The sequence below is a fragment of the Chitinophaga costaii genome, from assembly GCF_900094705.1.
GTDB classification, from domain to species: Bacteria; Bacteroidota; Bacteroidia; order Chitinophagales; family Chitinophagaceae; genus Chitinophaga; species Chitinophaga costaii.
The window spans coordinates 21,469-41,899 of sequence record NZ_FMAR01000010.1; the positions used below are offsets into that span (position 1 = coordinate 21,469).

A 20,431-nucleotide genomic window follows, 5' to 3' on the forward strand; every position below is an offset into this window, starting at 1 on the left:
ATGAAAGCAAAAAAACCTACCGTTACCGACAAATTGATCACGCGTATTACCGGCTGGATTGCCATTGCACTCCTGCTGGCCCTCCTGGTATGGGGCATTGAAACCCTTTGGGAGTATCATCGCTATGAACAAACCAACGACGCCCAGGTACAGGAATATGTGAACCCGGTTATTTCCCGTGCCGGCGGATTTATCGTAGCCGTAAAATTTGAAGAGAACCAGCCCGTTAAAAAAGGCGACACCCTGCTCATCATCGACAACCGGGAATATAACTTACAAGTAGATCAGACCAGGGCCATGCTGGAAAAAGAAGTAGCACAGCTCGCGGTGCTGAATAGCAATACCAACACCCTCCGGCAAACCTCCCGGGCAGCCCAGTCACAGATCGCCGCCGCACAGGCCAAGGTTTGGAAGCAGCAGCTCGATTACGACCGTTATCAAAAATTATATAACGCAGAATCGGCCACAGCCCAGCAGTTGGAAAACGTAAAGGCCAACCTGGACATTTATCAGTCTGACTTCAAAGCAGCGCAAGATAATTACGCCGCATCGGTTTCGCGCATACAGGACACGGAAAGCGAAAAAGCCGTGGTAAGCGCCGAAATGGAACGGCTCAAAGCCTTGCTGGACCGGCACAAACTGGACCTTTCCTACACCGTGATCACCGCGCCATACGATGGCCGCATGGGACGCCGTACCATTGAAAAAGGACAAATGATCAATGCCGGTGAAGTGCTGGCCTATATCGTAGATAATGAGACAGACAAATGGGTGGTGGCCAACTATAAAGAAACCCAGGTGGCGCATATGCAGGTAGGCGATTCCGTTAAAATAAAAGCCGACGCATATCCCGACAAAACTTTCAGGGGCACCATCATCTCACTTTCACCAGCTACAGGCTCCAGCTTTTCCCTGCTGCCGCCAGACAATGCTACCGGCAATTATGTGAAGATTGTACAACGGGTGCCCGTGCGCATCCGCATTAACGGCAGCCGCAGCGAAACCGATGTACTTCGCGCGGGCATGAACGTAAGTGTATTTATCAATAAACAGCAACATGCACGCGGATAAGATAATCCCTGTTTTCCGGAAATGGGTGCCGGAATGGATGGTAAAACTCATACTCTTCCTGGTGATCCTGCCCAGCATTATGCTTTTTTTTCTGCCGCTGGCCAATATCAATGCCGCAGCCGGTTTGTATGGCTGTGAGCCTGCCGACGTGCAATATTCCGTTGCACTGTTTTACACCGGCTACACCGGCTTTTACTTGCTGGAACGCCGCTTTTATAGCTACTTTGCCACTAAGGAATACTTTATCCTTTTTACCTTTTTACAGATTGCTACTGCCTTTGCCTGTTACCATACCCGCACCCTCTACGTGCTGCTCCCACTCCGTTTTGTACAGGGCATAGGCTTTGGCTGTATGGTTACCCTATCGCTGTCGCTCATGTTTACCCGGTTAAAAACGGAAAGGGCCCGGGAGATCAGCTTTTCCGTGTTCTTTGGGTTGCTGCTTTGCGCGGTGCCTATCAACAACCTGGTTACCGCAGACCTGGTGGATAGTTTCGACTTCAACATGTTGTACAAGTGTATTACCTTTTCTTACCTGCCCTCCCTGGTACTCATGCTCGTTACCATGAACAACGTGCGCCTGCAGGTAAAGTTTCCCCTCTATAATTTGGATTGGCAAAGCTTTTTGCTCTACACCGTTATGTTGGCGCTGGCTGCGTTTGTACTTATCTATGGGCAGGAATATTATTGGCTGGAAGATCGCCGTATAGCCGGCAGCGTGATCGCCATCGTGGGGCTGACACTGGTTTTTGCCATCCGCCAGTTACGCATGCGGCGTCCCTACATGCAATTGTCGGTATTTGGCAACCGAAATTTCAACGTGGGCCTCCTGTTGCTATTCATCATGTATATTTGCCGGTTTGCATCGGGCATTACCAACAATTTCTTTTCCTCCGTACTGAAGTTCGACCCCACGCATGTGTCATACATCAATGTATTTAACATAGCGGGATTGGTGTGCGGCGTTTTTATTGCCTGCCTCCTCATCCTTCAACAGCGAAACATTCGCTTCATCTGGGTGTGCGGGTTCATGGCATTACTGGTATTTCATGGCGTGATGATTTTCCTCTTCGACACCCAAGCGGATGAAGATCACTTTTTCGTTCCGCTCTTCCTGCAGGGATTTGGGGTGGGCATGCTAATGGTGCCGACTATTGTTTATGCCATTGCCTCCGTACCCGCCGTGCATGCAGTGTCTGCGGCAGCCATATGCCTGGCCGTTCGTTTTTTGGGCTTTTGTTCGGCCACGGCTATCATGAATTATTTTGAACTATTGGGAAAAGGTCGCCACTACAACGCCTTCCAGGATCACCTGACCCGGCTAGATCCCACCGTTAAATATGAACTGGCTTTGCAAACACAGCGTCTTTTACACAAAGGCGTACCAGCACTGCAAGCCGCCAAACAAGCGGATAAACTGCTGGTAAATGCCGTGAACAGTCAAAGTCAACTGCGCTTTGCCATGGACTATTATGCACTAATGTGTTGCCTGCTAGCCGTTACGCTGTTATTTATCCTGCTCTTCCCCTACCTGAATCGCACGGTAGTGTACCTGCGGTCCAGAATACTGGCACCGGGATGATCAGTCCTCTATATCGGGTTCAAACCGCAACCAGGCTGGTATACGCTGGTGGATGCGGGTACGTTCCACCATTTGCAATAGCAGTGTTTTCACAATATCCAGCGTAGTGAGTGATACCACGCAACATAGCAATGCAGTGCCTAGGAATACCCTTGCCGGTGCTTCCTTATCGGCATAGTACATATTCCAAACGTGCGTGTGCAGACAGTAAAACACCAGCGCGCTGCCGATGTACACGATCAGGATGGTAAATAAGCTCTTGAGTAGCCGCAGGATAAACAGGTCGTGGTTCGTGGAAAACATCTCCAGGAGATTGATCAGCAGCAGTACACCTACCAGGCCAAATATGAAGATATTGGCATGCAGGGGAATACGCCCGGTGCTGCTCCATCCCACTTTGTAATGCAGGCCCAGTGCATAATCCGGCATCAACATGGTAAGGGTGTACATACCTATAAAAGCAAGGATGGTACAATAATAAGGTATTAATTTACGGGATGTCATAGCGGGTATTTTTTCAGGTAAACAATAAACTTGAAAACGGGTTGATATACTGCTACTTTTCGTATAGCCATTAGCGTTATTGTGTAGAAGGCCGGGCTGTCAATTATGATTTGGAGGAGATCAGGTATTTTAACCCTAATTTAATGCAGGAAAGCATTCAAAAAACGTATTAAAAAAGCCTTATGAAACATTTAACAAATGTCTCATAAGGCTTTTTTATAGATGGCCGGGAGTCCGGCAATACTTTATGGCTGTGGGTACCAGTTAATTAGGCGTACATCGATGGATTTGTTGGCAGCGTTTACCTTTGTTTTAAATGCAGTAACATCGCTCAGGCCATTTTTGCCGCGATAATGGTAAGGATATACCACCTTAGGCTTAAAGGCCAGCACGGCGTCTGCCGCTTCCGGCACGTCCATGGTGTAAGGCAGGTTCATACATACAAAAGCCACGTCAATATTCTTCAGCGCGCGCATTTCGGGTATATTCTGGGTATCACCGGAAAGGTAAATGTGCTTGCCGCCAATGGTGAGTACATAACCATTGCCACGGCCCTTAGCATGCCAGGCGGTAGCGCTTTCCGGCAGGTTGTACATCGGAATGGCATGGATGGTAATGCCGTCCAGGGTGGTAGTTGCGCCATTTTTCAGCACCACTGCCTTTGCTTTGTAAGCGGCGGGCAATTGGTCTGCCACCGCCTGCGGTACCACGAGGGTAGCCTGGCTTGCGCCAATGCTGGCCAGTACCGTAGTATCGAAATGATCTCCATGGATATCCGTGATTAGCACCAGGTTAGGCGCAGCCAGGCCTTTAAACAGGTCTGCCCTGCCAGCCGGGTCTGCATAAATGGTGGTGCCATGTATGGAAAGCACCAGGCTGGCGTGTTCCACCGGCTGGATAACCAGTGTACCCTTACCGGTTTTTAAACTATCTGCCGGCGCCAGTTGCGCATGGGCAGCGCCGGCAATCATTGCCAGGCAAAATGCAAGCGTCCTGAATTTCATGATGGTAAAGATTGATTAAGATGTGAAGATAAAGAAGTTACACTTCTTGACATCTAAGATCGTTACTATTTGTTGGGATAAGTGCAGCGGCGAAAAATTTTCATTTGGAATTTCAACAACAATTCATTTGCTTTGTATTACAAAGTACTTTTAAAAACAACTAAAACAGTATCCCCGTCATAGCATGAACCACCGGATGCTGTATTTTTTTATGCATTTACTTTGCAATACAAAGCACTTTAAAATACACTAAAATGAAAAAAACCTTTCCCCGTCCCAAAAGTTGGCCCTTTATCACCGGCCTTTCATCCATCGTCTTATCCCTTGTTTTATTTTTATTTCCATTCTCTCACAAGCCCGATGGGCTGTGCCTCCTCCACTTCAGTATCTCCGTTATTTATGGCATTTACCTGTTCATTGTATACCGCCGGCACAAAAATGATACGCATTACTTCGGCATGGCCTGCTGGCTGGTGCTTTGCCTGATCAGTTGTTATGCGCTGAACCGGGAAATGAATATACTGAACACGCCTACCCTATGGTTTGGAATCCTTCAGGCGATAGCCGGTGCATCACTGCTGTCATACGCCTGGATCAGTTACCTGCCGCAATGGGGCAGGCAGGTGTTACTTTTTATTGCAGGCATATCGCTAATGGTTTTCCTTTACCTGGCCTGTTACCTCTTACCGCTCTATGGCATCAGTGTTGCGATTTTCTTTGTACTGGGTATATCCCTGCATACCTTTGTACCTTTATGTTGCTGCATTTTCATCTATTACATGCTGCGCAAAACGGCTACAACATGGCGTTTGGCAGCAAGTTTCTTCTCGGGAGCAGGCGTCGTTTTGCTGCTCTGCATCGCCCACATTATATGGTGGAATCAGGAGACTAAAAGCATGAACCTCGCCTACCAGCGTACGCTTGTAAAATCCGGCAACATGCTGCCGCCCTGGATGAGCGTTTCCCAACAGCTTCCGCAAAACCTGCTCACCAAACGCATACTGGAAACAGACCTTGTATATGAAGTGCCAGACCTTTCAAATGGCTATTCTTTCTGGGAAATGCCCCACCGCAGTTATGACGAGCCTTTGCAGCATGATCCGCTGATCATGATGTCCAGCTTGTTCAGCGGCCCACTTTCCATCCCGGAGGACGATCGTATATCTATGCTGGAAAGCCTTTATAACAAGCGCCACGCAGCGCAGGAAAGACTATGGTCGGGCAAAGGGCTGCAAACCACTTTCGTGAATACTGCCGTACAGCTATGGCCCGCGCTGCACCTGGCATACACTGAAATGAATGTGAGTGTACGGAATAACCAGCGCTATTCCTGGAGCGCCGGAGAGGCCATTTACACCTTTCATGTGCCGGAAGGAGGCGTGGCTACTTCGCTTTCGCTGTGGATAGATGGGAAAGAATCTAAAGGCATACTCACCTCCAAAGAAAAAGCGGATAGCGCCTATAAAACCATTGTAAACGTGGAACGGCGCGACCCTTCCGTGGTGCACTGGCAGGAAGGCAATACCGTGACGGTACGGGTGTTTCCAGTGGCAGCCAACAGTGAGCGCATGTTTAAGATCGGCATTTCTTCTCCCCTACCGGTGCATGGACAAGAACTTTCCTATACCCCCATTTACTTTGAAGGACCCAGCGCCTGGCAGGCACATGAAGATGTGAGCATTAGCTTACAACAAGATGCGCCCCACTTTACGCCCCCGGCAGGTTTCAGCCAAACATGCCCACAGCAATTCAAGCGCAGTGGCCGTTACCTGGATGATTGGACCTGCACCTTCAATGCACCCCCGTTGGATGAACGCGGTTTTGTGTTTAACGATAACTTGTATACCCTTAAACCCCTGCCCGGCAATGCGGAAGCGGTAGTTACCAAAACTGTGTACCTCGATATCAATGCTTCCTGGAGCCAGGCGGAATGCGAGCAGGTATTTGAGTTGGTAAAGGACAGGCCTGTGTTTGTATCTCCCGGCAATGAGGAGCCACTGAAAAGGATTACCGCGCAAAATAAATCGGCGCTTTTCGGGCAATTGCGCCGCAATCATTTCAGCCTCTTTCCTTTTTATGAAATCCCAGATGCTGCCACCGCGCTGGTTGTCACGAAAAATGATGGTATTACACCCTCCCTCAAAGACCTGCAGCATGCCGGCCTGCTAAATAGAGTCTGTCTATTAATTACAACTTATTAATAATCAATTTATTGTGGCATAATTATTGTTATTTAAGGGTCTATGAAAATGCATTTATTCGAGCCACTACGTTTAAAGTTTTCCAAACCAGATTGGGCTAGAAACCCGGAGTTTGGATTATTGGATACCGTTTTGGAGCAACATCCTGAGTTGATTAAGGTAGCAGCAGAAGACGTGTTGCGTGGTTGTGTGCAAAGTGAGTTTGGTCGTCAGGATATGCCGAGTGTAGAACAGATTGTGCGGGCAGCGATTTACAAAGAGATAAAAGGATTGGATTACCGGGAGCTGGAATATGCACAAAGCGACTCACGTATTTGCGAGCAGTTTGTAAAGCTTGATAATCGCCATCCTTTTAGCTTTCAGGTGTTCCAGAAATATATTTCAAAGATAAGTGAAGAGAGTCTGCAACAAGTACTGGTGTCATTGAATAAGATTGCGATCGAGGAAGGATTAGAAGATATTCAACAGCTTCGCCAGGATAGTACTATTGTCGAAACCAACATACATTATCCTACTAACAACTCCTTGGTATGGGATTGTATAAAAGATAGTCACCGGCTGCTTACACAATTATCAGCAGAAGTAAAAAAAATGGATTGGCGTGATTATACTAAAGATGCCAAAAGGACATTTTTCAAGATTAACAATACTAAAAGCGGAGATAAACGCATAGATCTTTTCAACAAACAATTGATAACATTTACAAAATGCATTAACCAGGTAGCTAACGCGGTAAAAAAAAGTCAGGTTGTAGTATGAGAGCCCTGCTCATAATAGAGGAATTGAAAAAATTGTTGCCGCTGATGGAAAAAGTGTATGACATGACCTGGCGCAAACAGATCAATGGAGAGCAGGTATGCAATGATGAAAAATTATTTTCTATCTATGAGCAGCATACCGACATAATTGTAAAAGGTCAAAGAGAAGTTAAGTTTGGGCACAAAATAAACCTGGCAAGCGGCAAAAGCAATCTGATATTGAGTTGTGAGGTATTGAAAGGGAATCCATCGGATAGTAAGCTATATCAAAACACCATCGATAAAATAGTTAATGATTACAAAATAGTACCCCGTGACAGTGTAACCGATGGAGGGTATGCTTCGAAAGAGAATTCGGAATATGCGCAAGGAAAGGGAATCGTAAATATTGTATTCAATAAGATTGTAGGCAGCTTGAAAAACATAACGAGCTCCAGGAGTATGGAGACCCGTTTGAAGAAATGGCGTAGTGGAATTGAAGCCGTGATTTCAAATTTAAAAAGAGGCTACAAATTATTCAGGTGTAACTGGAAGGGAGAAGCACATTTTAAGCAAAAAATATTATGGAGTGTGCTTGCTTACAATATCCGGGTGATGACAGCTGCGGTGGTAGCTAAATTATAGCAAGCCTGTTGAAAAGAAGTACTAAAATAGAAGTACTATAGGCAATACTATGCGCTGGAAGTACCATAAACAGTGAATTTGACGATTTTAATGCCTAAAAATTACGCTATATTGGAATATAGAAATTTTAGGCTCGGGTGAAGTGAGCAAATACGGATAAATACGAATATAAAATAATATATCCTTAACAGTCGCTGACTATATAGACAGACACTAAATAGTCTTAAGACTTACTTTAACCAGCAACATAAGATCCGTTTATTTGACTTGGGCGAAACACCGGGCGCTTACCTGGCCTCACTCAAGGCCTGCCGCACCTTCTGTTATCAGCAAGGTTCCATTTCCCTGCTGGATAAATTGCTGAAAGCAGGCACTTTTACCGCAGATCCTGAAGACGATCATTGCGTAGTTATTAACAGCGCCGGCCTGGCCATCACCCGCCAACCAGCCAACGGAGCGCCTTCCCAGGCACCAGATCACCTGATGCGCTTATTTGCGCTCAACGATATCCTGCGCCGTGCCGGTCCCCGGCTGTTGATGGGCCCTGTGCAAGACAGCAGTATTATTGAGGAAGCCAAACAGGCCTACGTGGTATCGCCAGTATCAAGCCTGGTGGTGCTGGAAACGCAGCAGGATTACGATCGTTTTGGTATAACCGGCAGCAAAAACAGCCTGCAAAACGCCTCGCTGAAATCCAAAGGCGCAGTGCCGGAGCCACAGGAATGGGCGTTGATTATCCTGGTGGTGGGCTTGTTGCTGTATGCCCGCTTTGTTTCTACCCCTACCTTAAAAACGCAAGCATGATCGCAGCACTACCACGCGAACGACTATACGCACAAAAGTGGTGGATACTATTTGCTACCGCTTACCTCCTGATCACCCTGTACTGGATGCGTAGGTACCTGGACCCACTTGCCCTCCATTTCCAACTGGGTTGCCTTGCCCTGGTGGTATGCACGCGCATCGACCGCTCCCGGAAAGGACGCTACCGGTTTGGCATAGCAGCACTTTGTTTTGCCGTACTTACCTGGTGCATTCCGGTGAAAACCTTCGCCTTGCTGACGGTTACCATGGGACTGCTATTTGCTGTAGAAAGTTTTGTGGGCAGCCTGAACCTTTTACCCTTACTCATTATACCCCTGATGTCGCCACTGGCAGAATATGCCGTGAAGGTGTTTAGCTTTCCCCTCCGGCTGGAAATGACCCAATGGGCGGGGCGACTCCTGCAAATGATCGGGCTGCCGGTACAGGTGGAAGGCAATATGGTAACCTGCAACGGTGTGGATTTTACCGTAGACCCGGCTTGCATGGGGTTGCACATGCTGCTGGCCTCCCTCCTGGCAGGTATTATGCTGGTAGCTATCACTAGCAAAAAATATCAACGCCGCATGGGCTTTGGTTTTACCGTACTGCTGTTGCTGCCCATCCTGGTGCTAAACATGATCGCCAACGTGCTGCGTATCGCTACCATTGTATATTTCCAGGCCATGCCAGGTACTTTATTGCATGACCTCATTGGGTTGTTTTGCTTTGGGGGCTATGTTATTTTACCATCCTTCTTCCTTATTCGATTCGCCATTCAGCGAGTCGGACAACCCGTTATAAAAACCGCCCCGACCATCGCTACGCCACCCCACAAAGGAAGTATTATGGCCAATAGCTTGCTGCTTCTGCTGGTGTTGGGGATCAACACCCTACCGTTGGCCGCTAGGGCTTCCCGCAGCACCTCCCTATTAAAGCCCCCTACCCTGGCTGGTTTCCGGTACACCCTTTTAGATGAAAACATCACCAAACTGAATAACGACCAGTTACTGGTTTACATAAAACCTATCCGTGGTTTTTACGCCAGCGATCACAATCCTTCTATTTGCTGGGAAGGCAGCGGATATACTTTTCAGCAGGTAACGGAACAAAACCAAACCTATCACGCTGTGCTGACAAAGGGCGATGTCCGGCTTTACACAGCCTGGTGGTATGATAACGGAGAGGTATATACGAACAGTCAATGGTCATGGCGGCTAGACGCCCTGCGGCACCGGAAACGATATGCCATTATAAATATAACGGCAACGAATAAACAGATATTAGCGGCTGCCATCGGGCAGTTCAGGAAAGAAAAGATTTACCGGCAAAGCATCCGGGCATCGATTCCACCACCAGATGTACCCTGAAAATCATGTGCGTGCTACACTTCCAATACCGGAGCATCTACCAAAAGCGACTTGATAGCTTCTGGCAAGTAAGGGCGCCCGCCAGTAGCCGGTACACAAGTACCGGTGAAGGTGGCACTGGTCATGATCTTACCGTTCATGATAATATCCTGTTTAAAATGCAGCCTTGGCGCTCCAGCCTTATCGGCATACAGCACACAATTAACGGTGAAGGCATCGTCTTTTTTGAGAGAACGCAGGTATTTGATGGTGTACTGCGAAAGCACCATGAATACGCCTTTGTGTGCCTGCTCCTCCAGGTCAAAACCCAAAACCTCCCGGATAAAATCATGCCGGCAGGTTTCCATGTAAAAAGGATAGTATAGTCCGTCCATAATGCCCTGTACATCGATATGTGCAGGATTTACGGTGTATTGTTTTACAAATTCCATGTAGTGCAGATTGAATGTGCGGGCAAAAGTATTTAAAAAATATTTGGAACTTTAGAAAAACAGCTTACTTTTGCACTCCCTGAAACACAAATACTAAATGCCCAGATGGCGAAATTGGTAGACGCACTGTGTTCAGGTCGCAGCGCTCGCAAGGGTGTGCTGGTTCGAATCCAGTTCTGGGCACGTTACAATCCTCTAAGTCATTGATTTAGAGGATTTTTTATGTGTATGGATTTTCGGTTTTACTCGCTTTTTCCCTCTTTTTCACACCTTTTTGGACACGAAAAAGACACGAGCAATGACACGAGCAAAAATAGGCACGAATCGCAAAAATTACCCCCATTTTCCGGCACGTTTGCCGATGAAAATTTCCAGACATCCACACTTTCGCACCACGTTATGGCCACGGCTACTGGCTTGGCAGCAAGTTGGCAGTGGCACAAGATTCATTTTGTCAGGAGGTATTGATACACCACAAAATTTAGCAAAATTTTTATTGAACGATTGCTCACCCATTTACCCGCTTTTACTCGGACGATGGTTAGCAATGGCTGAACGCCCTTGCTATGCTACGTTTTCCTTGGCATGGGCATACTCCTTGAGCTGCACCACTTTTAGAACATTTAAAAACAGTGCAATATGAATATCGGGAGTTATGTCAATCCAAGGGGTGATAAAAGAATTTACTTCTATTCCTTGGGCAAAGGAAAAGGCCAACGTAAAGCGCTGGGTATGTTTACCTATATTAAACCGCAAAACCAGGCGGAAAAAAATCATAACAAAGAAATCCTCAAATTATTGGCAGTAAAAAAGTCGGAAGCCATTATGGAATTCCAGTCCATCGGAACCGGTTATATTCCTACGCATAAATTTAGAAGCAATTTCTATGAATATTATGCCGACTATATTGTAGTGAATAAAAAGAGAGGCAATAGGCACTTCGCTAACAGTCTAACGCAACTAAAGCTATTTACGAAAAATCCGGACTTCCTTTCTCCCAATACAATCACGGAGGAATTTTGCAGACGTTTCAGCGGTTATCTTAGGGGGAAATTTAACGGAGAAACCCCCGCGAATTATTTTCAGCGATTCAAACGAGTTTTAAAAGCCGCCAAAAAGGTGGGATATTTCAGGGAGAGTCCAGCAGAGGATATAGCCGCAAGATCTTCGCCAACATTAAAACATAAGGATTTTTTAGAAAGCTACGAATATATTCAATTGCTGAAAACGCCCTGCTTAAATCAAGAGGTAAGTGAAGGCTATATTTTCTCTTTATATACAGGTCTACGTTACTGTGACGTAAAGAAAATGGATTGGTCAGAAGTTAACACTACAACGCTTCAAACACGTATGAAACAGGCTAAAACGGGATTTCCAGTAGTACTTACACTTCATCCGATTGCGCTCACTATTTTGAACATTAGAAGGCAACGTTTCGAACAAAGCGGAAGATCCACTTTAAGTGGAAAGGTCTTTCATCTCCCTACAGCCAATGGTGGTAATAAAATATTGGAAGAATGGGTCAAATCTGCAAAAATAGAAAAACATATTACCTGGTCGTGCGCACGGCTTAGTTTTTCTATATTGCTCCAGGACGAAAAAGTAGATAATGCTACCGTATCATTACTGCTTGGACATACGACAAGCTACTATGTAGATAGAACATATAAGCGTTACCGACCAAAAAATCAGGAAGCCACTATTAGCTTATTGCCAAAGCCTAGTTCAATGCCTCCATTTTTGAGGACACAGCCCAGCATAGCGATAGATAGCCCAGATTTGAAGGGACAGGCGCAGTCTTCCAGTTTGGCGCTGTTATTTGACTTACCAGATGCTCAGGAATTGAACAAACTATTACAATTCAGCTTTTGATCAAACAATAATTTATCATACTAAAATAAGTTAAGAAAATGCATCTACCCTTACTTACTAGTCCTGGACTGCATTAGAAAAGCAACTGAAATAATGTACACTGTTTTTATTTTGTGGCATATGTTTTAAATTAAAATCGAGGTTTACAGCCTCGATTTTTTAATTATACAGTCTTGTTATTTTGTCTACCAAGCAAAAAAACCACCCGTATAAACAGGCGGTAATTTTAATTTATATCAACCTTTAAACAGAATTCATTATTTCTATAATAACCACGTATAAATAAAAAATCAAAATAATCCAGATGTAGAAACAACTGAAATAATTTATTTCACGTAGACGATTATTGCTTCGCCTATATTTTCAAATATCACTTGAATAATACTTTTATTGTATAATTGCTTATGTATAAAATATATGCAGTTAGTATGTACGATTAAAAAATAAGGCGCATAATGAAGAATCAAAGACGCCGGTATCTCCATTGTTTGTTAACCCCCTGTAAAAATTGGCAATACAATACTGGGGGCAATACATACATAGAAAACTATCAATTATAAAAAATATTAAGACGTATTTTATTTACATACTATAATCCTAAATATCACTCTCCCGAAATTTACCGCCCGCCCAACATAGATATACAGGTATGTTTATTTACTATACAAACAACTTATTAAAAGGTAACACTCCCAATTCCATTTTTTTTACCAATAGATCACTCCGTCAATTGCTTGTATAAATTTACACAGTTCACATAATGCGTTCATTGCCGCGTTTTCCTCTCAGGAATGACCGTTTTGGCTTGCATCATTAAATCTAACTCTTCGCGCTTAAAATAACCCGCTTCATTCTTGTAAACGCAGGCCTCTTCACAACGAATGGAAAATTGCGTGCGGCCCAAATTTGTATAAATAAGTGCCTCTTCAATTTTTAAAAACGGCTTATAGCACAAGGCCACCGCCCTCATTATAACCAGGTCGTCACGCTTAATCATAATAACTTATTTAAGCAACTTTTAATAGGTTTTGCTTCGCCTTCCACTGTCAAGTAAGCCTACAGCGTAAAATTATTAAAACTTCCCCTTAAGTCTTTTTTGTAGGATCATTGCAATTCAAAATGTATCAGTTTAGATTACAATGTATTCAGCGGTCACATTTCTTGAAAAAAAATACAACCATCAGAAGGTTCGTGTCCCAATAAGTGCATTAACATTAGGTTAACTGGAAGAAATGGCTAATTCTATATATTCCTGACAGGTATAAAAAATTTAAAGTAGCTATACTGCTACACAGAAATTTAAAAATTTTAATATATAATAATTAACCTCTAATAAATATCTAATCTTGACCAAAGTTTGTTAGAAAAAAAATATTTCAACCGTCAGTACCTAATTGTTCAAAAATCGGTGTTCATATCTAAGAATGGTTGTTTCAGTTTGAATGTTGGATTATTATTGTAGAGTTCCCTGTGCCATTAAAAGACAAAATCGGTAATTAAGATTGTCATTATTTTAAACATTGTGAGATGCTAAAGACTACGTCCGCCCTGGCTGCTAAGCCAGGGTATGCCCTATTTCGCGCACTATCCGGGGCTAAACTAAATCAAGCAATGATTATCATTAAGACAACCCCTAATTCTTCGTATTACTTATTGGCACTGCGGCTTTGATTAAAAAAAAACTGCGGAAACAACTACGCCTACAAATACTAACAAAAAAAATGAGGGAAATTATGAATGTTCTTTACGCGCGCATTAAAAACAAAGTAGTATTAACTACAATTTTAGCACTATTACTTTCCATCCAGGCATTTTCACAGAAAGTAGTTTCTATTCAAGGAAAGTTCACCACCACCCAAGCCATGGAGATCATTGAAAAACAAGCAGGGGTTGTGTTTGTATATAATAATGATAAGATATCATTTACCTCTGAAAAAATAAGTTTTACATTAAATAATGTCCCACTGCAATATGCACTAAACAAGTTGTTCAATACCATCAATATTTCTTGGAAAATAGTTGGGAATAATATTAGCCTAAAAAAGACATCTAATAGTGAAACTAGTTCAGATACCTTGTCAAATTTGACCATCTCAGGAATAATTGTCGATAGCACAGGAACACCGTTGCCAGGAGCGACAATTCATTTAAAAAGTTCAAAAAAAGTTTTGGTATCCAACAATAACGGAAGGTTTGAGCTAAGCGAAGCTGATCCAAATACAATATTCGAAGTTACCTATACTGGATTTCGTAAAAAAGAAGTCTTTGCAAACGGACAACCATTTCTCTCAATCACGCTGGAACCAGTTATAGGCGAATTATCTGCCATAGACGTTGTTAGTACAGGTTATCAGGAAATTCCCAAAGAGAGGGCAACAGGAAGTTTTACCCAAATTGACCAAAAACTATTAAATAGAAGCGTTTCGCCTGATATTATATCACACTTGTCAGGCGTGACTAATGGCCTTTTAACTGATGAAAATACTGGCAATACGTTAGGAATTAGTGTGAGGGGGCGAAGCACAATATTTGCCAATTCCACCCCATTAATAATCCTGGATAACTTTCCATATGAGGGAGATTTAACCAATATTAACCCAAACGATATTCAAAGTGTGACCATTTTGAAAGATGCATCAGCAGCTAGTATTTGGGGGGTAAAGGCCGGAAACGGAGTAATAGTATTAACAAGTAAAAAAGGGGCTAAAAACCAAAAAATGAAATTGAGCATTGGATCTAATTTGACATTTATGGCGAAGCCCAATTTAAACCAAGGACCCAATGTATCAACTTCAGAATATATTGATCTAGAAAAAAAAATGTTTGATTTAGGTTATTTTGATGACTTAATTAACAACCCATATCATTCGGCGCTACCACAAGTCATAGAAATATTAAATCAGGCCAGAATGGGTAGCATTTCAACAGATGAAGCAAATGAACAAGTTAATACACTTCGAAATATAAATGTGCGCAATGAAATATCGAAATACTTTTATCAAACTGCTTTAGATCAACAATACTCAATCAATATCTCTGGGGGAAGCCCATATGATAAATATTACTTATCCGGGGGATATGATAAAGACCGAAATAGCCTTGTAACCAACGGCTATGCAAGGACGACTTTTAGCGGCGCGAATACTTACTATTCTACAAACAATAAGTTAACCATTTCAACAGGAGTAAACTTTATGAAGGGCGAATCAAATGGTAGTTCTCAGACTCCGGTAGCGATTTACCCATACACTAAACTTGCAGATAGTCATGGCAATGGTTTAAATATAGATTTCCTCCAAAAAACATATTTGGATACTGTAGGGCAGGGATTGTTTTTGGACTGGCATTATAATCCGTTAAATGATTTAAAAAATCACTCGGTAAAAAATAGTACTGTTTCAACCGACTATCTCTACAATTTAGCGCTGAATTATAAATTGTTAAGATGGTTAGCAATCGATGTAAAATATCAGTATGGGAATGGTGAAAATGAGATTAAGACAATCTATAACTCAGAATCCTATTTTGTAAGAAATTTAATAAACAGTTATTCCTCTATTAACCCCTCCACCAAATCTGTTATACGGCCAGTACCATTGGGGGCAATTTTTGACAGATCAACACGTAACTATGTATCACAATACGCCCGAACGCAACTAAATATTAATTATGAAGGCGGGCAACATCAAATCACTGCTATAGTGGGTGCAGAAATAAGAAATTTAAACACTAAAGGCTTTTCAAATAGGTTATACGGTTACGACCAAACTCACTCATCATTCATTCCAGTAGACTATGTGAACGTTTACAGAAGTTACGTTACTGGATCTACGTCACCTATACCTTCAATAGAGAATATATCAAATCAAAATGACCGTTATGTGTCATTATTCGGAAATGCAGCATACACGTTTAAAAATGTATATACAATTTCTGCAAGCGCAAGAAAAGATGGCTCTAATTTAATTGGTGTAAACAGTAATCAGAAATGGGCACCTCTTTGGTCAGTTGGTGCTTCATGGGATGCCTCAGAAAAGGTTAGGTCAATAGAAAACATCTTGTCTTTTTTAAAGCTACGTACCACATTCGGATATAACGGGAACATTGACAAATCAATAACTGCTATGCTTGTTACAACTACTTTAAACGCAAACTATCTGGGAGAAGTTACAAGTATAGTGTCAAATCCACCCAATCCAAACTTGAGATGGGAAAAAATTGGTCAATTTAATCTAGGAGTCGACTTTGCACTTTTTAGCAATCGCATCTCTGGCAGTATAGACTTTTACCATAAAAATGGAAAGGATCTAATTGGATATTCGCCATTAGCCCCAAGTTCAGGACAGACTTCTTATAAAGGAAACACCTCAAACATGAAAGGTCGCGGTTTAGATATAGCAATAAATACGGAAAATCTTAATGGACAATTTTCATGGAATACTTCAATAAATCTAAACTATAATACAGACAAAATTACCGTTTATAATATTAAAACCACTTCTAACACAGACTATGTAACCGGCCGTGTCCCAATTGAAGGCTATCCGGTTCTATCACTATTCAGCTACAAGTGGGCAGGTTTAAGTAGCATGTCAGGTGACCCCCAAGGTTACTTAAACCATTCTAAAAGTACTGACTACTCATCTATACTGACCGCAAATGACTTAAACAGCTTAGTGTACAATGGAAGGATGGTGTCACCGGTATTTGGTAATATTTTAAACACATTCAACTTCAGAAGTTTATCGCTTTCATTTAACATCTCATATAAATTTGGTAGCCGTTTCCGAAGAAATTCAATTTCATACAGCGATTTATTATCAGGCTATTCTGTTCCAAATAATGACATAGTAAAAAAATGGACGAAGCCTGGTGATGAGAAAACAACAAACGTACCGTCACTCAATTATCCCTTCGATCCAAATCGAGATCAATTCTACCAATATTCATCTCCATTAATTGAAAACGGTGGAGCTATAAGGCTTAACGACATTCAATTGAGATATAATATAAGTACGCATCACGGCCCAATAATTTGCTCCTATTCACTATTTCTGATAGGAAGCAACTTGGGTTTACTCTGGCGAGCAAATAAAAACGGTATCGATCCCGATCACATTCCAATGCCTGGATACTCCAATATAATTCCACCCAAAAACTTTACTGTCGGGTTGAAAATGGATTTTTAAACGATTAACTATTTGTGGTACAAAACGAAAATAATAAAATGAAAATAGTAAAAAATAGAGTCAGAATCGTAATAAGCCTTTACCTCTGCTTAACCTCAATTTCGTGTAAAAAATACCTAAATAAAATATCTGATGACAGCCTTACTGTCCCATCTTCATTAGATGATTATCAGAATCTAATAGATGCAGATAAAATGTATATTAGAAACAGCCCATCTATACAGGACATCTCTTCGGATGACATTCTTATTGATGAGACACAGCTTAATTCGTTAACAACGATTCCTAGAAATACTTATTTATGGTCAAGTGATATTTTTGATGGTCAGACAAATTTTGACTGGAACGCCTGTTATAAAGGAATTTATTATTGCAATTTGGTATTAGAGGGAATACAAAAATACGAACTTAGCAATGGGATAACTTCCACAGCTGCATCTATTAAGGGAGCGGCCTTATACTATAGAGGATTTTTCCATTTCAATCTAGCACAGGTATTTGCAAAATCATTTAGCAACATTACCACATCCAGCGACCTTGGCCTTCCTTATAAAACTAATTCAATAGTTGATGAAAAAGTTTCTAGGGAATCACTACCGCAATTCTACACCCATTTAATTGATGATATCAAGGAATCCGTTAAACTACTACCTAAAAACGCCCAAACACAATACCGTAACAGGCCTAGCAAGCACGCAGCCTATTCAATTTTAGCACGTATATATTTATCCATGTCGGACTACTACAACGCAGAATTATATGCAGATAGCTCTCTCCAAATATCCAATGCCCTTTTAGACTATAATGTTGTAAATGGAAGTTCAGTACTTCCTTTTGGATTACCATATATTTCAGAGGTAATTTGCCTATCCTCAGGCCCCTACTATATTTTACGCCCCCCGGTAGATACCGTGCTATACAACTCCTATGATTCATTAGACCTAAGAAAAAATATTTTTTTTTCTATTAATGCGGTAAATGGCAATCATGAATTTAAAGCTAATTATAGCGGAGGCTTTTATCCATTTACCGGCCCAGCCATTGATGAGGTTAATTTGATCCTAGCTGAATGCCTCGCAAGACGTGGTGAATTTGATAGGGCTCTATCAATCATGAATAAACTCTTACTATTACGTTATAAAGCTGGTGCTTATGTAGCTCATACAAGGGCGAATACACCAGACATATTAGCTTTTATATTAAAAGAGAGGCGCAAAGAACTGTTGTTTAGAGGACTCAGATGGTCAGATTTAAAGCGATTTAACTTAGAAGGAGGTTCTTTTGCAAAGACTTTGACAAGAACAGTTGCAGGTGAAATTTATTCACTTCCACCAAATGACAACAAGTATATTTTTCCGATTCCTCCCGATGAAATTAAGATAAATCCAATGCCACAAAATCCGAGATGACAAGGCCATTACTAACCACCGCTATCTTTACATAAGGAAAAATATAGTTTTTTAATTCAAAAAGACGTTTAACGCTTAACAGATACTTAAAAGAAAATTGTCTAAAGAGGAAAGTACCATTGAGGAATTGAGGAAAATAACTTATGCTCCTTAAAAACAATCCAAAAAATAACAGAAATGAAAAAATGTATAAATAACAAAATATTTATAGTACTTATTTCCATATGCGCAATTGTTAATGTGAGCGGGCGTGCCCAATCGAAGAAAGAAATGATAATTAAATTAAACATAAACTCAGATGATCATAGTAACAGAGATTATTATGTTTATTTTACATCGATTGCATACAATGACAACATTCGTAATAACGAATTTAATAAAGTAAAATTGAAAAAAAATAAAAGAGGGAACTATACAGCTAGATTAATTTCAATGCGCCAACCAGGATATGTTTCAATAGTTGATAAGTCACCTGAAAACAACCTAGCTGTTGTACTTCCAATGAGCTTTATAGAATTGGGAGATAGCATTGAAATAATGAGCAAAAACACGAAGTATGACAGCCTAATATTTGCAGGAAAAGGGGCAGGGAAGTTTACTGCAAAATATCAGTCAGATGTGGAGGGATCAAAAGACACAACAAGTAATTCAATGGTCAAATTATCTCACTATCTTTCTCTTTTGAATAATTACAAACATCAAATGAGTCCGTATGAGTATGAAGTATTAAAAACAGATGCTATATCAGATTATGGCGAACAAATGGAAAAATTTAATACGGAAATATTAGAGGCGATTGACAGAAACGAACCTGTAGCTAAAGATTATCTATATAATACCACGTCGTTGGAGAATGCCATGTCAACAAATACACTAACAATATCCAAAAATTTCCCAAATTACAAGTTATTAAAACTGAGAAATGATTATAAGTTTAGATATAAAACTGTAAGTGATACAGCGTTATATTGGCACTCTATTAAATTAATAAAAAATACAGCTATAAGAGAAAAAATAATAACATCACTGTTTGTGAACTGGAGTTTCAAAATGCCAAATGAGAGTATAATTTTAGAAGATGCGCTAAAAGAGTTAAAAAACATAAATTATGTGAACAGACTTAAAGCATTTAATGCTCGAAATGTTGGAAGTTATGCATATGATTTTAATTTGCCAGACAAAAACGGAAAGTTTGTTGATGCCGCATCATTCAAGGGAAAAGTCTTGTTCATCGACTTTTGGTATACTGGCTGCACAAATTGTGCTTCTTTCTATGCGAACGAGGTAAGCAAAATTGAAGAACATTATAAAAATGATTCTTCAATAGTATTTGTTACGGTTTCCATTGATAAAAGTCGTGATAAATGGCTCCGAAGCTTAAAAAGTATGCTGTACACTTCGGCAAGCGCGATCAACTTATATACCGATGGGCAGGCGTCTGACCATGAGATAATAAAACACTATCAAATAACTGCTTATCCTCAACCGATTCTAATCGACAAAACAGGGAAAATTTACAATTTTAACAGTTCTCTCCTCCGACATTATAATACAGCTATTCAACTAATTGATAATCTTATTAAACAATAAGTGATAAACCCAAAGCTAAAGCTAT

Annotated in this window: 13 protein-coding genes, 1 tRNA gene and 1 pseudogene; 11 read left to right on the top strand and 4 right to left on the bottom strand. The window is 41.5% G+C overall.

Annotated features, from left to right (window positions below; all coding sequences use genetic code 11):
* Nucleotides 1–1,071, top strand: coding sequence for an HlyD family secretion protein (locus GA0116948_RS13915; protein ID WP_089713285.1), 1,071 nt, complete (start codon nt 1–3; stop codon nt 1,069–1,071).
* A complete protein-coding gene (locus GA0116948_RS13920; RefSeq protein WP_089713287.1) occupies nt 1,058–2,653 on the top strand; it encodes an MFS transporter in 1,596 nt (531 codons plus the stop codon). The genes GA0116948_RS13915 and GA0116948_RS13920 overlap by 14 nt, the downstream gene beginning before the upstream one ends.
* Here the strand turns inward: GA0116948_RS13920 and GA0116948_RS13925 are convergent, their stop codons facing one another.
* Together GA0116948_RS13925 and GA0116948_RS13930 are read right to left on the bottom strand one after the other, a co-directional pair.
* Nucleotides 2,654–3,157, bottom strand: coding sequence for a hypothetical protein (locus GA0116948_RS13925; protein ID WP_089713289.1), 504 nt, complete (start codon nt 3,155–3,157; stop codon nt 2,654–2,656).
* Nucleotides 3,158–3,402: 245 nt separating this feature from the next.
* Nucleotides 3,403–4,161 (bottom strand): MBL fold metallo-hydrolase, encoded by a 759-nt coding sequence (locus GA0116948_RS13930; protein ID WP_089713291.1) that lies wholly within the window; start codon nt 4,159–4,161, stop codon nt 3,403–3,405.
* 254 nt (nt 4,162–4,415) lie between these two features.
* Here GA0116948_RS13930 and GA0116948_RS13935 point away from each other — a divergent pair, with 254 nt between their 5' ends.
* From GA0116948_RS13935 to xrtN, 4 genes and pseudogenes are all read left to right on the top strand, one after another.
* Nucleotides 4,416–6,362, top strand: coding sequence for an XrtN system VIT domain-containing protein (locus tag GA0116948_RS13935; protein ID WP_089713292.1), 1,947 nt, complete (start codon nt 4,416–4,418; stop codon nt 6,360–6,362).
* Nucleotides 6,363–6,404: 42 nt separating this feature from the next.
* Nucleotides 6,405–7,744 (top strand): annotated as a pseudogene (locus GA0116948_RS13940) (ISNCY family transposase).
* Nucleotides 7,745–8,011: 267 nt separating this feature from the next.
* Nucleotides 8,012–8,548, top strand: a complete 537-nt coding sequence (locus GA0116948_RS13945; RefSeq protein ID WP_089713294.1) for a hypothetical protein — start codon at nt 8,012–8,014, stop codon at nt 8,546–8,548.
* Nucleotides 8,545–9,915 carry an exosortase N gene (gene xrtN, locus GA0116948_RS13950; protein WP_165798499.1) on the top strand — a complete coding sequence of 457 codons (1,371 nt, stop codon included), beginning with the start codon at nt 8,545–8,547 and terminating at the stop codon, nt 9,913–9,915. The genes GA0116948_RS13945 and xrtN overlap by 4 nt, the downstream gene beginning before the upstream one ends.
* A 14-nt stretch (nt 9,916–9,929) precedes the next feature.
* Here xrtN and GA0116948_RS13955 read toward each other — a convergent pair whose 3' ends face one another.
* Complete coding sequence (locus tag GA0116948_RS13955) at nt 9,930–10,346, bottom strand: acyl-CoA thioesterase (RefSeq protein WP_089713298.1); 417 nt, start codon at nt 10,344–10,346, stop codon at nt 9,930–9,932.
* Nucleotides 10,347–10,445: 99 nt separating this feature from the next.
* Between GA0116948_RS13955 and GA0116948_RS13960 the strand changes: the two genes are divergently transcribed.
* Nucleotides 10,446–10,529, top strand: a tRNA-Leu gene (locus GA0116948_RS13960).
* 456 nt (nt 10,530–10,985) lie between these two features.
* Nucleotides 10,986–12,218: a site-specific integrase gene (locus tag GA0116948_RS13965; RefSeq protein WP_089713300.1), complete on the top strand. Its 1,233-nt coding sequence runs from the start codon at nt 10,986–10,988 to the stop codon at nt 12,216–12,218.
* A 766-nt stretch (nt 12,219–12,984) separates the two neighbouring features.
* Here the strand turns inward: GA0116948_RS13965 and GA0116948_RS13970 are convergent.
* On the bottom strand, nt 12,985–13,215 hold the full coding sequence (locus GA0116948_RS13970) for a hypothetical protein (RefSeq protein ID WP_089713301.1): 231 nt from the start codon (nt 13,213–13,215) through the stop codon (nt 12,985–12,987).
* 736 nt (nt 13,216–13,951) lie between these two features.
* Here GA0116948_RS13970 and GA0116948_RS13975 point away from each other — a divergent pair.
* The 3 genes from GA0116948_RS13975 to GA0116948_RS13985 all read left to right on the top strand — a co-directional run bounded on the left by GA0116948_RS13975 (nt 13,952) and on the right by GA0116948_RS13985 (nt 20,406).
* Entirely contained in the window at nt 13,952–17,407 is a 3,456-nt protein-coding gene (locus tag GA0116948_RS13975; protein ID WP_165798498.1) for a SusC/RagA family TonB-linked outer membrane protein, read from the top strand.
* Nucleotides 17,408–17,445: 38 nt separating this feature from the next.
* Entirely contained in the window at nt 17,446–18,816 is a 1,371-nt protein-coding gene (locus GA0116948_RS13980) for a RagB/SusD family nutrient uptake outer membrane protein (protein WP_089713305.1), read from the top strand.
* A gap of 177 nt (nt 18,817–18,993) precedes the next feature.
* A complete protein-coding gene (locus tag GA0116948_RS13985) occupies nt 18,994–20,406 on the top strand; it encodes a TlpA family protein disulfide reductase (protein WP_089713307.1) in 1,413 nt (470 codons plus the stop codon).
* The last annotated feature ends 25 nt before the right edge of the window (nt 20,407–20,431 follow it).

Coding starts and splice junctions, on each gene's coding strand:
- xrtN (WP_165798499.1), top strand. CDS start 8,545: ATGATCGCAGCACTACCACGCGAACGACTATACGCACAAAAGTGGTGG.
- GA0116948_RS13935 (WP_089713292.1), top strand. CDS start 4,416: ATGAAAAAAACCTTTCCCCGTCCCAAAAGTTGGCCCTTTATCACCGGC.
- GA0116948_RS13955 (WP_089713298.1), bottom strand. CDS start 10,346: ATGGAATTTGTAAAACAATACACCGTAAATCCTGCACATATCGATGTA.
- GA0116948_RS13925 (WP_089713289.1), bottom strand. CDS start 3,157: ATGACATCCCGTAAATTAATACCTTATTATTGTACCATCCTTGCTTTT.
- GA0116948_RS13920 (WP_089713287.1), top strand. CDS start 1,058: ATGCACGCGGATAAGATAATCCCTGTTTTCCGGAAATGGGTGCCGGAA.
- GA0116948_RS13915 (WP_089713285.1), top strand. CDS start 1: ATGAAAGCAAAAAAACCTACCGTTACCGACAAATTGATCACGCGTATT.
- GA0116948_RS13975 (WP_165798498.1), top strand. CDS start 13,952: ATGAATGTTCTTTACGCGCGCATTAAAAACAAAGTAGTATTAACTACA.
- GA0116948_RS13985 (WP_089713307.1), top strand. CDS start 18,994: ATGAAAAAATGTATAAATAACAAAATATTTATAGTACTTATTTCCATA.
- GA0116948_RS13970 (WP_089713301.1), bottom strand. CDS start 13,215: ATGATTAAGCGTGACGACCTGGTTATAATGAGGGCGGTGGCCTTGTGC.
- GA0116948_RS13930 (WP_089713291.1), bottom strand. CDS start 4,161: ATGAAATTCAGGACGCTTGCATTTTGCCTGGCAATGATTGCCGGCGCT.
- GA0116948_RS13980 (WP_089713305.1), top strand. CDS start 17,446: ATGAAAATAGTAAAAAATAGAGTCAGAATCGTAATAAGCCTTTACCTC.
- GA0116948_RS13965 (WP_089713300.1), top strand. CDS start 10,986: ATGAATATCGGGAGTTATGTCAATCCAAGGGGTGATAAAAGAATTTAC.